Source organism: Acanthopleuribacter pedis, from assembly GCF_017377855.1.
Classification (GTDB): Bacteria; Acidobacteriota; Holophagae; order Acanthopleuribacterales; family Acanthopleuribacteraceae; genus Acanthopleuribacter; species Acanthopleuribacter pedis.
The window spans coordinates 1-14,536 of sequence record NZ_JAFREP010000018.1 but is presented as its reverse complement, the minus strand read 5'-3'; the positions used below and the strand labels follow the sequence as shown (position 1 = coordinate 14,536).

10 protein-coding genes are annotated in these 14,536 nt (G+C 56.1%); 6 read left to right on the top strand and 4 right to left on the bottom strand.

All coding sequences use genetic code 11. The annotated features are described in order from the left end of the window. Complete coding sequence (locus J3U88_RS18925) at positions 1-3,090, top strand: efflux RND transporter permease subunit (protein ID WP_207860509.1); 3,090 nt, start codon at positions 1-3, stop codon at positions 3,088-3,090. 59 nt (positions 3,091-3,149) lie between these two features. Here the strand turns inward: J3U88_RS18925 and J3U88_RS18920 are convergent, their stop codons facing one another. After that, positions 3,150-5,924 carry a serine/threonine-protein kinase gene (locus J3U88_RS18920; RefSeq protein WP_207860508.1) on the bottom strand — a complete coding sequence of 925 codons (2,775 nt, stop codon included), beginning with the start codon at positions 5,922-5,924 and terminating at the stop codon, positions 3,150-3,152. A gap of 266 nt (positions 5,925-6,190) precedes the next feature. Here J3U88_RS18920 and J3U88_RS18915 point away from each other — a divergent pair, with 266 nt between their 5' ends. Then, a complete protein-coding gene (locus tag J3U88_RS18915; protein WP_207860507.1) occupies positions 6,191-7,345 on the top strand; it encodes an aminotransferase class V-fold PLP-dependent enzyme in 1,155 nt (384 codons plus the stop codon). Positions 7,346-7,350: 5 nt separating this feature from the next. Continuing rightward, entirely contained in the window at positions 7,351-7,863 is a 513-nt protein-coding gene (locus J3U88_RS18910; protein WP_207860506.1) for a hypothetical protein, read from the top strand. Positions 7,864-8,111: 248 nt separating this feature from the next. Here the strand turns inward: J3U88_RS18910 and sigJ are convergent, their stop codons facing one another. The 3 genes from sigJ to J3U88_RS18895 form a co-directional block, all read right to left on the bottom strand. Then, on the bottom strand, positions 8,112-8,996 hold the full coding sequence (sigJ, locus tag J3U88_RS18905; RefSeq protein WP_207860505.1) for an RNA polymerase sigma factor SigJ: 885 nt from the start codon (positions 8,994-8,996) through the stop codon (positions 8,112-8,114). Between the two features lie 17 nt (positions 8,997-9,013). Then, positions 9,014-9,565, bottom strand: a complete 552-nt coding sequence (locus J3U88_RS18900; RefSeq protein ID WP_207860504.1) for a carboxymuconolactone decarboxylase family protein — start codon at positions 9,563-9,565, stop codon at positions 9,014-9,016. 150 nt (positions 9,566-9,715) lie between these two features. Continuing rightward, on the bottom strand, positions 9,716-10,690 hold the full coding sequence (locus J3U88_RS18895; protein ID WP_207860503.1) for a DUF1028 domain-containing protein: 975 nt from the start codon (positions 10,688-10,690) through the stop codon (positions 9,716-9,718). Between the two features lie 323 nt (positions 10,691-11,013). On the opposite strand from J3U88_RS18895, the gene J3U88_RS18890 reads away from it, so the two are divergent. From J3U88_RS18890 to J3U88_RS18880, 3 genes are all read left to right on the top strand, one after another. After that, positions 11,014-12,027, top strand: coding sequence for an Rpn family recombination-promoting nuclease/putative transposase (locus J3U88_RS18890; protein WP_207860502.1), 1,014 nt, complete (start codon positions 11,014-11,016; stop codon positions 12,025-12,027). A 220-nt stretch (positions 12,028-12,247) separates the two neighbouring features. Continuing rightward, complete coding sequence (locus tag J3U88_RS18885) at positions 12,248-12,871, top strand: hypothetical protein (RefSeq protein ID WP_207860501.1); 624 nt, start codon at positions 12,248-12,250, stop codon at positions 12,869-12,871. Between the two features lie 253 nt (positions 12,872-13,124). Beyond that, positions 13,125-14,138, top strand: a complete 1,014-nt coding sequence (locus J3U88_RS18880) for an NHL repeat-containing protein (protein WP_207860500.1) — start codon at positions 13,125-13,127, stop codon at positions 14,136-14,138. Positions 14,139-14,536: the final 398 nt, after the last annotated feature.

The following is a 14,536-nucleotide window of genomic DNA, read 5'->3' as shown; positions in this document are numbered from 1 at the left end:
ATGCATTTTTTAACGGAATGGTTTACCCGCAACCCGGTTGCGGCCAACTTGCTGACCATGTTGACCCTGGTCGCGGCTGTCTTTTCGGTGCAGAGCATGCGCATCGAGGGTTTTCCCGCCTTGCCGCCCAGCTCGGTGACCGTGACCACGGTTTACCCCGGCAGCGTCGCTGAACAGGTGGATCGCGGTTTGACCCGCAAGGTGGAAAAGGCCTTGGAAGGGATGCCGGGCCTAAAGAAAACCGCGGCAATCAGCGAAGACGGCGTATCCAGCGTGTGGGCGCAAAAAGAAAGCGATTTTGATATGGACCGCTTCCAAAACGAAATCCGCACCCGCATCGACGCCATCGCCACCCTGCCGCAAGGCGCGGAGCGACCGATTGTGACCCGCGACGAATTTAACGTCGAGGCGCTGATCGTGCAGGTCTACGGCGATGTGGATCGGGAAACCCTGCAAAAGGTGGCGCGCGAGGTGCGTGACGAACTCCAGGCCCACCCCAAAATCACCAAAATGAACACCTTCGGCCTTTTGCCTTACGAGGTGCGCATTGAAGTTGATGACGACAGGTTGCGCACCTTCGGGCTTTCGCTCAACGACGTCACCAACGCGATTCACAACGCGTCCTTGGATTACCGCACCGGCGAAATCAAAAGCGACGCGGGTAAGGTGATTGTGCGTGCCGACGAGAAAGCGTTTCACTACAGCGATTTCGCCGCGGTTCCCGTGCGCAACTTCGCCGACGGCACGGTCGTGACCGTGGCCGATGTGGCCGAAATCATCGACGGCTTTCAAGATGAGCCCACCTTTTCGCGGTTCCAGGGCCACGCCGCGGTCGGCATGCAAATCTTCACCAGTAAAAAAGGCCACCTGATGGAAGTCAGCAAGGCGGCCCACGAAATCAAAGACCGCGTTGCGGCGCGGCTGCCCGAGGGCGTTTCGGTGGATATCTGGGGTGAATACAGCATTTACATGCAGGATCGGCTCAGCTTGTTGGCTGAAAATGCTTGGCAAGGCTTGCTGATTGTTTTTGTGTTGCTGGCGTTGTTTTTGGAAGTGCGTTTGGCCTTCTGGGTGGCGATGGGCGTGCCGATATCGATTGCCGGCGCGCTCGTGGTGATGGGCGACCACGCCTTGGGTCATTCGCTCAATGACATCACCACCTTCGGCATGATCATCGTGCTCGGCATTTTGGTGGACGATGCGATTGTGGTCGGTGAAAGCGTTTACGAGGAGCGGCTTCGCGGCGGCGATCCGGTGCAGGCCACCATCAACGGCGTTCACCGCGTTTCCACCGCGACCGTGTTCGGCTGTCTCACCACCATTTCGGCGTTCGCCCCGCTGCTGATGATGAACAGCGATATCGGTAAAATTTTTTCCGGCTTCTCCGTGGTGGTAATCATCGCGCTGATCGCTTCGCTGATCGAAAGTAAGTTCATTTTACCCGCCCACCTCGCGGCAATTTCCCTCGGGCAAGAATCGAAACGCGGTCTTTCGCTGTGGTGGAGTCGCCTACAAGACCGGGTTGCCGCCGGCTTGCAATTCGTCAACCTGCGCTTGTACCAGCCCTTGCTGGGCCGCGCACTCGAACACCGCTACAGTGCGCTGCTGTTGTTTTTGACCCTGGCCCTGGGTGGTCTGGGTGCGATTGCCAACGGTTGGGTGCGCACCGTGTTTTTCCCCGAGGTGCCGGGTCAAATCATCAGCGTGCGCCTGAAAATGGAAGGCGCGAGCCCGCTCCATTTGACCACCGCACACCTTGAGCGGATTGAGGCGGCGGCCGAGGATCTGAACCGTCGCCACATGCAAGCGCAGGGCAACGACACCCCGCCGATAGCCCGCATCATGACCGCGCTGATGGGTCCCTTCGACGCCGAAATCTATGCCGAACTGCAACCGGAAACCGCGCGGGTGCTCAGCACCAACGAAACCATTGACCAGTGGCGCGAGGCGGTGGGTCGCTTGGAAGGCGTGGAGGAACTGTCGTTTAGCGGTTCTTTCGAAACCGGTGGTGGCTTTGTCGTTGAGTTGGAAGCGCGTCAAAACGAGGTGCTTTCCCAAGCGGTGGCCGTGTTCACTGATCGGTTGGCGGCCCTCGACGGGGTCAATGACGTGCGCCACGATTTAGACAGCGGTTCGCCCAGCATTCGCCTCAAACTCAAACCCGAGGCGCGTCACCTCGGCTTGACCACCGCCGACTTGGCCGCACAAATCGGCGACGCCTTCGGTGGGATTGAGGTCCAACGGGTGCAGCGCGACGCGGAGGAAGTGAAAGTCATCGTGCAGTACCGCGAACAACGCCGCCGCGACATGCGCGATATTTTGGACACCCGTGTGCTGACCCACCAAGGCCGCTGGGTGCCGCTGCCCCTGGTGGCCGAGTTGGAATCCAGTTATGTGCCCGCATCGGTGAATCGCCAAAACGGCCGTCGCGTCGCCCAAGTGCGTGCCAACCTCGACAAGGACCAAATCAGCGGGGCCGAGGCTTTTGCTTGGATCCAAGCCGAATTGGAACCCGAACTGCGCCGCACCTTTCCCGACCTGGTCATTCGCGGCGCGGGCGAATTGGAGGAGATGGGCGAGATGCGGGGCAACCTGAAACGCGCCTTGTGGTTCATCCTCATCCTTATTTATGTACTTTTGGCGATTCCACTCAAATCCTACACCCAGCCGTTTGTGATCATGGCCGTGATTCCCTTCGGCTTTATCGGCGCCGTGGTCGGGCATTGGTTTCACGGTGCTTCCCTCAGTGTACTTTCCTTTTTCGGCATGCTCGCCGTCACCGGTGTGGTCGTCAATGACAGTTTGGTGTTGCTCACCCGTTTTAATGAACTGTATCGACAGGGCATGCCTTTGAAGGAGGCGCTCATCCAAGCCGGACGCAGCCGTTTTCGCGCCATCCTGCTCACCACCGTAACCACCTGTTGCGGTCTGATGCCGCTGTTGTCGGAAACCTCGGAGCAGGCGCAATACTTGATCCCGGCGGCCATTTCCTTGGCCTGGGGCGAAATCTTCGCCACGCCGATCACGCTGTTGATTGTGCCGGTGATGCTGCACCTGGGTGTGGATCTGGGGCGTTTTGTTCGTAAGTAACTGGTTAGCCCGCACTTCTCACAAGGCTTCGTAGCAGAATTCCTTGTGAGAAATGCGGGTTAGCCGGGTTTGTTGAGCGACGCCAGTTGCTTTTCAATCCCGGCCGCTTTGCCGACTCTTTTTTGACGGTGGTAGAGTTTGGCTAAGTCTTCCAGGCATTCGAAATGGATCTGCGTGCCTTCCAAACCACCTTGGATGATCGCGTCGCGCACGCCCAGTAAGATGACTTCGGCCTTTTGGTACGCTTCCGCGTCTCGCCAAACCTGTGCTTTGTAAATACGCGTTCGCTGCACCCAACGGTGACTTTCGGGAACGCGCTTGAGGTAAATCTGTTCCGCTTCGTGCAATTTGGCGATGGCTTCCTCGGTTTGGCCGCGCATGTTGCAAATACGACCGCGATGCAAGATGTTGTTGGCTCGAGATGGATGATCGGGGCCGATTTCTTTTGGTAGGGTGGTGAGATGCCGTTGCAGGAGATCTTCCGCCTCGTCAAGTTCGCCGCGGGGAATCAAAACAATCGCCAAGCGCAGATAGCCTTGGGCGAGGATGGCGGGAGAGGCGTCCGCTTGGCCCAACATATCGGTTAACGCGATGCGGACATACTTTTCCGCTTCCTCCGGCTGACCCAATGACAGGAAGGCTGAGGACATGCTGAGGTGGTTTTGTGCGACGTTGGGATGGCTTGCTGGGAAGAATTGCAAAAGCTGAGTGCGGGCCGCGAGATAGTATTCAACGGCTTTCTCCAGTTGATTTTGGTTGTGGTAAAGCACCGCGAGGTTGGCTTTGAGTTTTCCGGTTTCGCCGTGGTTTTCACCGTATACCTCAGGATGCATGGCCAGTGCCTTCAAATAATGTTCTTCCGCTTTTTTGAGATTACCGAGATTGCTGTGAATGACGCCGATGTTATTCAGGGCTTTGGCGATTTCCCGATGAACGCCTTTGTATTCCTCGCGCAGTGCTTGCAGGGTATTTTCAAAATGAACCAACGCTTGTGGGTATTTACTTTGCGCGCGGTACAGCAAGCCAAGGTTGTTAAACAACGAAGCGCGTAGCAAGGGGTCCGCTTTTTCAAAGTCGCTTTGCCCTAAAACGTGAATCAATTCTTGTTCCGCTCGTTCAAATTTCCCTTGATAGAGATAGGCCTCGGCCAGATCGTTGTGGGCTTGCAGGTATAAATGCGGGTGCTGCTCGCGCAGGGTTTCGGCGGTTTTGATCATGCGGTTGAGCCGAGCTTCCACTTCTTGGAAGTGGCCTTGATTCAGCATCAGCTCATTAATGTCTTCCTCAACCGTGAAGATCTGTTCGGGTGGCGCTTTGGTTTCCTGCATGTAGGTCAATGTCGCTTTCAGCAGGGGTAAGGCTGATTCGGTTTGGGCCAGGGATAGGTAGGCACGACCCATGGCGTGTTGTAAGCGGGCTTTGAGCATGGGTTTGTCGGCCAGTTCCGTTTCAATGGAAAGTGCCCCTTGATCCAGCAACTCGCGGGCCGTGATCTCATGTTGAAGATTGTTGGTACCCTCGTTGCCCTCAAACATATCGACCATGAATTGGGTGACGCGCTGCGCCGCGATCTGTTCCCGTTTCGCCGTGTCGCGTTCCATCTGCAGTTCTTGGCTCTGGTGGACCAGGTAGGTCGAAAAGCCCGCCATGAGCAGGCAGAAACCCAGTGAACCCAAAACCAATTTGCGGTTTCGCTGCATGTAACGCTGCAAGACACCGAAACGGTTCGGCGTGTCGATCGAGAGGAAACCGTATTGGCGCCACGCTTTGAGATCATTGGCAAAGCGCTCTACTGATTGGTATCGGTTGGCTGGGTCGGGTTTTAACGCCTTGGCCAGAATGGCATCCAAATCGCGCAGGCGTGCCTTGGGTAGTCGGAACACCTCTTGCGTAATGCGCGGCGCCGCGGAAATGCCTTTGTGTTCCTTGAGCAACCGGGATGGGGGTTCGAAATGTTCCTCGGTAATTCGTTGATAGCGTTTGACCGCGGCCGTGCCTTCCTCCGCGTAGGGGAGTCGGCCCGTAAGTAATTTGTACAGCAGCGTGCCCAGCATGAACACATCCGAGGCGGTGGACAGGGGCAAGCCGCCCAGTTGCTCCGGGGCGGCGTAGTCCGGCGACATCAAACGCGGCCCGACTTGGGTTACCTGTGCCTGTTTTTTGGTTTCTTCATCGATTAATCCGGCGATGCCGAAATCTAGTAATTTGACCCGGCCGCGCTGGTTGACCAGCACATTGCTTGGTTTGATGTCGCGGTGGATGACCAGGTTTTGATGCGCGAATTCCAAGGCATCGCAAATCTCGTCGAACAAATCGAGAAACTGATCCAGTCCGATTTTGGTTCCGCCACAATAGTGATCAATGGTGGTGCCTTCCACGTATTCCATGGCGAGGAATGGGATCTCGCTGCGTTTGCTGCTCACACTGTAAAGCGAAGCGATGTTGGGGTGATTGAGTCGCGCCAAAATTTGGCGTTCGCGTTCGAAGCGGGCCAGGAAGGTTGAGCTTAAGTAATTGGGGTGAATGGTCTTGAGGGCGACTTTGAGTTCGGGCTGGTTTTTGTCCCTCGCCAAATAGACGCGGCCCATTCCACCCTCGCCAATCACTTTTTCAATGTGGTAGGGTCCGAGATCTTGCCCAACCTTAAAATGATCCCTAATTCTGATTCCCGTGAGTGGGTGTTCGTCAAATAGGCATTGGGCCGCTTCAAAAAAATCGGCGTCGCCCTCTGGAAAGGAACGGGATAACAAAACCGTCCGCGCTTCACCGGTCAATTCTTTGGCTTCTAGCAGGGTGTCGAGCACCATCCGGGGCGTCGGATTTTGGTTGTTCATCAAAGAGGACACCTTTCACCGGTGATTGGGCTGCTTGGTTACCGGCCGCGGGTTTGGTTGGCATTACTTGAAATATCAGGTTCAATTTCGCTGCTTTTTTATCGTCCTAATGATCGTCAAAGTTAAATTGGCATTGTTCTTTTCTTGATGGTGATGGATTTTTGCCGGTCGGCGCTCTTGTCCGATGGAACCATTTGCCATCCCGTGGTTTGGCTGGTGTAAACTGAAGCAAGTCCTGCTACATTCATTCTCAAAGGTGATGCATTATGGCTATGCCGACCCCGGCCCACGACTGTAATCGTGCTTTTTTCAACTTACCCGACACGGTAACCTACCTCAACTGCGCCTATATGTCGCCCATGTGTCAGCCTGTTTTGGCCGCGGGCCAAGAAGCCTTGCTGCAGGAAACCCGGCCTTGGACCGTGATGCCCGACGACTTTTTTCGTGATTCCGACCACGCGCGTTCCTTGTTTGCCCGGCTCTTGGGCGCCCAAACTCAGGATATCGCCCTTATCCCTTCCGTGAGTTTCGGGATTGCTCAGGCGGCGCGGGTTTTGGCGCCCCGTGCCGGCAGCAGCATCGTGACCTTGGCCGAACAGTTCCCATCCAACATTTACCCCTGGCAGGCGGTTGCCAAACAGCGCGATTGCCAAATGGTTCAGGTAAACCGGCCTTCCGACGGCGATTGGACGCCCGCCATTTTGGATGCGCTCCATGATGGTGTTTCGGTTGCCGCCCTGCCCAACTGCCACTGGACCGACGGCAGCCTGATTAAACTCGAACAGGTCGCCGACACCTGCCGCCGCCACGGGATTGCACTGGTGTTGGATGTGACCCAGTCGCTCGGCGCCATGCCCTTTGATTTGGCGCGGGTGCGTCCCGCCTTTTTGGTGGCCGCCGGTTACAAATGGTTGCTCGGGCCTTATCACACCGCGTTCCTTTACGCCGATCCCGCTTACCAGCAAGGTGAACCCTTGGATCCCAACTGGATTACCCGCAAAGATTCGGAGAACTTTGCCGATTTGGTGAATTACCGCGATGAATTGGCCGCCGGGGCCGTGCGTTACGACGGCGGCCAGCGCAGCAAGTTCGTATTAAATCCCATGTCGATTGCCGCCTTGACCTTGTTGCTTGATTGGGGGGTCTCCCAGATTGCCGCCCGGCTGCGTACTTACAACCGTGCCTTTGTGCAACAAGCCGCCGAACTTGGGTTTGAAACCTTGCCTGAAAGCCTTAGCGCGCCCCACATCATCGGCCTGCGGCATCGGGACGGCATTTCCGATGCCCTGGTGGGTGCCTTCAAAGAAGCCGGTATTTCCGTCAGTGTGCGCGGCAGCGCCATTCGCGTTTCACCACACCTCTACAACGATGAACAGGATCGCGCGCGCTTTGTGGAAGTCTGCGCCCAACATCTGGGCTAACCACCTTGACCACGGCGCCCCATCTCCACCAGCCCGCTTCGGTTCGCCCTTTTGTGAGCGCCGACGCGGCCTGGTTCGATGCCGCCTACCAGCTTTACCTTCACGATTTGAGTGAATTCGGCGGCGCTTACCAATTGGATGATTCGGGTGTTTGGCAGCCGGATTACCGCGCCTTCTGGCGTGATCCCACCACAACCGGCTCCGTCTGGATTTTTGAATGGGGTCGCGCACGCGTGGGGTTTGCCTGTACCGGCGCCGGCGATTTTCCCTACAAATCCGACCAGTGCGATGTCCGTTTGGCCGAGTTTTTCATCTTGCGTGGGGCAAGGCGTTTGGGGGTTGGGGGGCAGGCCGCCGCGTCCTTGTTCCGCCGGATACCCGGCCTTTGGGAATTGGCCGTGCTCCACGAAAACGCGGGTGCGCTTGCCTTTTGGCGCGCCTTCCTCAATCAGTGTGACGGTCTGAAAGAAATTGCCGGGGCCGAGGATGTTGTGTTTCGTTTTCAATCGGTGTCCTGAAAAACGGGTTTTAGGCCGCATTTCTCAAAAGGAATTCTGCTAAAGCCGAAACCCATGTGATTACGAGGGTTTGCCTACCGCGGGGCGGCCTACCGCGGGGCGGCCTACCGCGGGGCGGCCTTCCGCCTTACTCGGTCGAGCCGCCTTCGCCTCAGCTGCTACGCCGAATGGTCGGCCCCGCGAAAGGTCGGACCCCTGTGCCGACGCTCGGTCGTAATCTTCGTACTCACAAGGCTTTCTGCTTCTCGCTACGAATCCTTGTGAGCAATGCGGGCTAGGCGTGCGAGCTTATCGGGATTGCGCAGCAAAAAACAGCGGCGGACGCCCTGGTCGTCGCAAGCCAACATGACCAAGGTCGGTGAATGGTCGTCGGCTTCGATGAGCAAGGCCGCTTGTCCATTGGCCCACAGTGGTTTCACCGCAATTGGGCCCTGGATTTTACCAAAAATACCGATCAAGAAGCGGCTCACGCGATCCGCCCCGTAAATGGGACGAAGGGCGCTCACCACCTTGCCGCCGCCGTCGGCCGTTAGCGTGATGTCCTGGTGGAACAGGGCGAGTAAGGCCTGGAGATCACCGCTTTGGCAGGCGTTGAGGAACTGGTTGAGGATGGCACGATGCCGTCCGGGGCCCGCGGGTTTGCCCTGGCTGTCGGTCTGCAGGCGTTGCCGTGCCCGCCGTGCGATTTGGCGGGCGTGGGCTTCCTTAATATCGAGCTGTTCGGCGATGTCGCGAAACGCGTAGTCGAAACTTTCGCGGAGAATCAACACCGCACGCTCCATCGGGTTGAGTTGATCCCACAGCACCAGCATCCCGTAATCCAAGGCGTGGTTGCGTTCTGCTTCCGTACCCTCACTTGCCGCGACCACGGGTTCCGGCAGCCAAGGACCGGGATACTGTTCCCGTTTCTTGGCCGCCGACTTGAGGTAATCCAAACACAGGTTCACCAAGACCCGCGACAACCATGCGCCCGCGTGTTCCGGTTGCGCCGCCTCCCGTCCGTGCCAACGTAGCCAGGTTTCTTGCACCAAATCTTCCGCATCCGCGTGGGAGCCCGTCATGCGGTAGGCGGAGCGCAAAAGGCGCGGGCGATAGGTTTCAAAGGTTTCTGTCGCGGGTTTGGTCTGATTCAAAGGAATGTCCTCCGTGGTTAAGCTTGTACCTCGTTAAAGGTGAGTTGGGTTGCGCTACAGGATTCCGCGTGGCCCATCAGCCGTTTGAGAATGGGGAAGAAATGCGAGAGTGCGACACCGAGGGCGATGTCGGTCACCGCCGCCGCGCCCAAGCTTTGCGTTAGCTTCTCGATGTGATCCTCAACCGACTGCATTAGGAGCGCGGCTTCTACGAAATCGTAAATCGCACGGAGGTTTTCGTCACCGAGTTCTTGGGGCCGGTGCTCGATCACCGCCTTGATCAGTGATTGGGGAACGTCCTCGCGCAGCGCCAAATCAATATCAATCTGGAGGCAACTGCCACAATCTTGGGATTGGGTGGCGAGCAGGCGGGCGACCGCGTTTTGTTCGGCAGTCAAATTGCCGCGGCGGCCCATTAGCCCGGAAACGGCGAGCGCCGTGTCGAGGCCGTCGGAATTGACCTCGGCCAATTCGCGCAAATGGGTGAGCGGGCGCTTCAGGTATTGCTCGATGGGCAGCACCTTGGCCAGGGCTTCGTTGGTGTCGGTGATGGTTTCGGTATGGGTCATGGTAACCTCCGGGTTGGTTTGGCGGCACCCGTGGTGGGTGAACCGCCTTTTCATCCATATGGACGAGATAGCCCGGTGATTCGTGACGGGATCCCCAAAAAAAGCCAAAAAAATGAAGGGTTAGTGTGTAAAGATCAGGTTTTAAATGGTTTAAAAAGTAGCGATTTTTTTCAGTAATTCAGGGTCGTGATCCATCAAGCCACTGTTCATCAAGCGTTCCGGCAGCACTTTCCAGTTGGCATCCTGAACCATGATGTCGCGCCAAATCGCCAAACCCTCTTCCTGTTTGCCCAACTTAATCAGGTTAAATGCCTGCCAGAAACGTGGTTCCAACCGTCCCGGCAGCGCGGCGACAGCTTCCTTGAGCAGGGCTAGGGCGCGTTCGGTTTCCCCTTTCTCCAGGGCGTGGTCGCTTTCGTTCATGCGTTGGTAGGCTTGGTGAACGGCGACCAAGCGTTTGAGTTCCGCGACCGGATCCGGGTGGTCTTCCACGCGTAAATCCAGCACACGGCCTTCCCAAGCCCGCTCGGGTTTTTTGAGATCAACAATCACCATCGCCGCGCTTTGTTGGCCGCGCAAATCGCCGCCCTCGGCTTGGGCCGCGGCAAGGGCCGCTGTTAAGCGATCCGCCAGGGAACCCTTGGTGGCGTGATACGCCTTGAGCATGGCCGCGCAAACCGTCGATTTGAGCATCAGGTTGGCTTGCACGCTTACCCCTGCTGCCTGTTGGTCACAGACCTGGGCGATACAGTTTTTGCCGGTATGGGCCGCGACCGATCCGTCGTGACGCACCATCGCGACCTGACGCAGGGCCTCGCCGGGGTCGGCCGCAACCAAACCTTTGAGTGCCTCCGCCGGACTGGTTCCCGCCGCCATCTTCGCCAAGCCGAGAGGACCGTAATCAATACGGGTCAGGGATTGGGTCGCCACCACGCCCACGCCGGGTTCGGCCCACAGCACCGAACTTCCGACCGAAAACCAATGCGACTGGACCGCGCCGCCCATTTGGCCCGTTTCGGGGTCGACCGCCACAATCGAATAGGTATGGGCCAACTCGGACGGTCGAAAGGAACCCTCTGGTTGAAAGGCAAGTTGTCCCCATAAGATCAAACATATCAAGCTCATAACGCGCTCCCGCAACATGGATGTACGGCATCCATCATAACCGATCCCCGCGGCATTCGGGCGATCACCGAAAAATGCCGGCCATTTTGGCAACCTGTTGCCCTATTGCTTTGGTGAGGGAGATGATATCGCCTTCGATATCATTGCGTTTTGAGCCGGATCGGCGTTTGCCTCAGCTTTGCTTTCCGCGTTATTGAGAAGGCCAAGGTGGGAGAAATACCGGTTCGGCTATTTTTTTTGATATCCCTAAGTTTTTTTGGTTGATAAAACCCCTGCTGTCAGGGTAGAAATGCGTGTGGGTTCGATCCGAAGTGGGTCGATAAATGAAGAAAAAACACGACCGCTTCTTCCGAGAGGCATTTTCAGATGTGCGGGTTGCGCATGACGCCATGTGCCAACTGCTACCTGGTCAAGTCAAGGCTTGCCTTGATTTGGCAGGGGTACGACTGGAAAAAACCGCCTTTATTGATGAGAGCGGTGTGGAATCCGTGGCCGATGTGCTGCTTTCCGCCGCTTACCGCGGGCAAACGAACGGACGTTGTTACCTCCTGATCGAGCATCAGCGCAAAGAACGCCGTGACATGGCTTGGCGATGTTTTGACCTAACGGCCAAGGTCTTTCGCCACCATCTCAAACAGCAACCCAATCCCGGCGGAAAACTTCCGTTAGTGTTTACCGCGGTGGTTTACAACGGGGTGCGAAAGTGGACCTCTTCACTGGATTTAGCCGATCACCTTGACGTGCCGCCTGAAATTTCTCAAAAAACTTTTTACCATCAACCGACCTTAATTGACTTGCGCGAAACGAAAGATGAAGAACTTAAGCGACATGGTTTATTCGGTTTAACCAATTACCTGCTAAAACATGTCGACGATGCAAACCTGTCCCAACAATTGGAACTTTTGGTGGAACGGTTGGCAATCATTCCTACTGACCGAAACGGCTTGCTTTATTTAGAACTCGCACTACATTACCTGATAAGCGCGGGCAATCTCGATCCCGTTCGTCACGAATTCATGGCCAAGATCAGAAACCTTCACGACCAAAAAACCAAGGAGCAATTCATGCCGCGATTCATGACCATTGAAATGGGTTGGGAACGGGATTTTCTCTACAAGCACCATCCCGAGCTCATCACCAAAGCCCGTGAACAGGTTCGCCGTGAAGAAATGGACGACCTCCGAGCGCAGGCTATCAGAGAGCTGCGGGAGGAAATTCGATTGGAACACGCCCAGAAGATGCTGAACGCCGGCATTGAAAGAAGCGTCATTAGCAAAATCGTTAATGTGGATGAAGAAATCATCGAATGCATTGAACTGGGACGGCTGCGCCTGTAACCTCCCGGGCGTTCGCGCCGGCCCCACCCGAGGCGACGGCGACATAAAGCTTCTTTTCGATGAACCTACCGCGGCACTTCTTTTCACCCATTAGCACCTCTCATTGGTGCGTCGCCTTGAGGCGCGTCATTTTATTGGCCGTGACTGGGGTTCTTTTTCAAAGCCGCTGATGGTAGGGATCTGTTTTCCCAAGGTTCATGGTCAGAACTGGGGGTGTTGTATGTTTGGTCTGTTTTGGCGTCAAGAAGAACGGCTTTTGTGGGAACGCGTTGGCAATCGTTTGGGTGCGCGTCAGGTAAAACCCTGGTTTTACCGCGGCCCTACCTTGATCCACGAGTACCGTCATTGGGAGATCATGCTTTCCCTCGGTTTCAGACGAGTAGGGCAAAAAAAGGTAACCCGCGTGGGTGTGCGTGTGTTGAATCCAGACGGTTTACACATGCGGCTTTTCCCGGAAAACCTGTTGGTCCGTCTGGGCAAAATGGTGGGCATGCAAGATATTCAGGTAGGTCACGCCCCATTCGACGACACCTATTTAATTCAGAGCAATCAACCGAAACAGGTCAAGGCGCTGCTGTCGGATCCGCAACTGCAACAGGCGGTTTTGGCGCTTTCCCGTGTGCAATTGTGTGTGAAACCGAAACAGCGACTTTTCTTTGGTTTGATTCCCACGCGTAACAAGGGCGAGATCACCCTTGATTGGGGTCGGTTGATTAAAAGCGAAGAGACGTTAATCGCGGGCATCCAAGCGGTCATCTGTCTCCTTGATCGCCTGGCCGCTTGCGACCTTATCGACGAAAGACCGGCCCTAGCCGGAATGCCGAAGCTGTTTCCTCTTTTCTAGCCCGCGCGGGAAGCTCGGGCACATTCGCGGCGTCCCCTGGTTCCCTTGGCAAACCGGCTGCGCCGCGTGGAAAAAATACCAAAGCCTCGCCGAAATCCACGGGTTCGGTTAACTGGTGATATCATCCACAAGCGTGGATGGGCGCCTTTGGGTTGTAAACCGTCGGCGGCGGAATTATGATGCACGTTTATTGAGATTCTTATGGAACAAACCGGATGGGTGCGCATGCGTTCCTTCGGATAAAGGAAAAGCCGTGTTATTTGGTAGTTGCCTTTTTTTGTGTATCTTGGGTTTGCCCGAGGGGACATCGGTGGGGTTGTACCACCCGCTGTTTCCCGCTTACTTTGCCGAGGGCGATGCGGGCAGTTTTTATGTATTGGATCGTCGCGAACACCAGGTCCGCCACTACGCAAAGGACCTCAAGCTCCTGCGTGCCTTTGGCGCCATGGGCCAAGGCCCTGGCGAATTTGCTTTTCCCATCGGCATCTTTTACGCCGGAGGGACCCTTTATGTTGAAGACCCCACCTTTTTCACCTTGTTCGACGCCGAGGGCAAACCCCGCAAAAAGATCCGAAAACCTTTTGAAGCCGACTGGTACCCCACCGGAAAAAGCTGGATTGCCGAGCGGCGTTACGAGGCAACCGGCAAGTGGGAACTGCTTTGGTTTTCCTACGATTTCGAGGAAACCAAAGTGCTCCATGTGGATCGGGATACCTTCGATGTTGACGGGGTGATGAATCCCGCCGGTCGGCCGGTTCCGTCAGCCCTATCCAAGGATCATCGCTGGTTGGCCAAGGCGGAGAAATCGCGGTTTCACGTTACGGTATTTGATACGCATCGCGGTGAAGCGGTGCGGGTTTTGGAAGAAAAAGTGACCCCGGTACCTTTTGATCGTGCCTGGGGTGAGGAATCGGTCAAAAACATCCGGGCAATGCGAAAGACGATGTCGCCCCACCGTCAAAGCAAGAATAAAGGCGCCGTTTTCCCCGACTTTTTTCCGCCGATTCTGAAAGTCGCCTACACCGTTGACGATGAACTGGTGGTTTTTGGCCTGCTGCGACCTGGACAAATCAAACCGGACTTTGTCTATGACCTCGCCGGCCGGTCGGTACCTATCAAAGGCGATCCCGACCCTTTTATCTACAAAGTGCTCATGAAACACGAGGGTTATGCCTACTTGACCCTTGAGGTTGATGAAGAAGCGTTCATATACAAGGTGCCGCTTGCCCAGGTTCCCGCGATCCTGGAGGATCTGGATAAACCCTAGCCCGCATCGCATCCGGCTAGCTTCAAGGGTGCGGCAAGAAGCCGTGGCGGCACCTCAAGAAGGCTTCCGCAAAAGTTCGCCGGGGACGGTAGCGGAATCGTCATTTATTTGGAGAAGAGGAAAAATCGGGACGGAATCCGTTCCATTTTGACTTTTACCTAAGAGGCGGGATAAGAGCGAGGGATTTTGACTAAAGATCTGGAGCGAAATGGTTTGGAAAAAGCGGAGGCGCACCCGGTGGGTGCGGTGAGCATTTTTTGCAGGCCGTTGTAGCCCAGATAGTGTGTTGTGGGTTTGAGTGCAAGGGGAAATCTCAGGTTCCACCGTTTTTGTTAGAGCCAGGCATACCCCGGCCTAGCGGCCGATGAAGCGGCCGCGTTCAGCGGGGGCATTTTTTC

Excerpts from the sequence above, each read along its gene's own strand:
- J3U88_RS18925 (WP_207860509.1), top strand. The coding sequence starts at position 1 with ATGCATTTTTTAACGGAATGGTTTACCCGCAACCCGGTTGCGGCCAAC.
- J3U88_RS18920 (WP_207860508.1), bottom strand. The coding sequence starts at position 5,924 with ATGAACAACCAAAATCCGACGCCCCGGATGGTGCTCGACACCCTGCTA.
- J3U88_RS18915 (WP_207860507.1), top strand. The coding sequence starts at position 6,191 with ATGGCTATGCCGACCCCGGCCCACGACTGTAATCGTGCTTTTTTCAAC.
- J3U88_RS18900 (WP_207860504.1), bottom strand. The coding sequence starts at position 9,565 with ATGACCCATACCGAAACCATCACCGACACCAACGAAGCCCTGGCCAAG.
- J3U88_RS18895 (WP_207860503.1), bottom strand. The coding sequence starts at position 10,690 with ATGAGCTTGATATGTTTGATCTTATGGGGACAACTTGCCTTTCAACCA.
- J3U88_RS18890 (WP_207860502.1), top strand. The coding sequence starts at position 11,014 with ATGAAGAAAAAACACGACCGCTTCTTCCGAGAGGCATTTTCAGATGTG.
- J3U88_RS18885 (WP_207860501.1), top strand. The coding sequence starts at position 12,248 with ATGTTTGGTCTGTTTTGGCGTCAAGAAGAACGGCTTTTGTGGGAACGC.